This window comes from Bradyrhizobium sp. BRP19 (genome assembly GCF_020194195.1).
Taxonomy (GTDB): Bacteria; Pseudomonadota; Alphaproteobacteria; order Rhizobiales; family Xanthobacteraceae; genus Bradyrhizobium; species Bradyrhizobium yuanmingense.
Genome location: NZ_JADYVZ010000149.1, coordinates 1 through 431 on the forward strand (window position 1 = coordinate 1; position 431 = coordinate 431).

Genomic DNA, 431 nt, shown 5'->3' on the forward strand with positions numbered 1-431 from the left:
TTGATAGCGATCGTTTCGGTTTTCGGCGTTGCCGCGCCATCGCACGATTTCAAGGCGGCGGCGTGCGAGCGCGCGATGTCGGCGACGATGGACTGAGCCTTGATGATCTGCTCTTTGACATACGCGTTTACTGGCTCCACGTCTCCCACTGTCCGCACGGATTTATAAAGTTCGATGACGACCGCTCCGTCGGGCATCTGATCGATTAACTGATCAAGCGGCACAGTGGGACTGGTGCTCGGCGGTTCGCTCAACGCCTTCGGAACGTCCGCGCTCGGCGGGACTTTATCTTCAGCGCCGATTGGAGCTGCGTGAACCACAACAACACATCCGACAATCGCTATGAGAGCAATGAATTTCACACGCACGCTAACCTCCGAACTGAAAGGATGGCCGTGTCCGCCAACACTCAGAGGCGGACAGGGCTATCA

1 protein-coding gene is annotated in these 431 nt (G+C 57.1%); it reads right to left on the reverse strand.

The genetic code is table 11. From position 1 onward, the window contains the following. Positions 1 to 368, reverse strand: a 368-nt coding sequence (locus I6F36_RS38935; protein WP_225173290.1) for a hypothetical protein, incomplete at its 3' end; no start/stop codon positions are given. Positions 369 to 431: the final 63 nt, after the last annotated feature.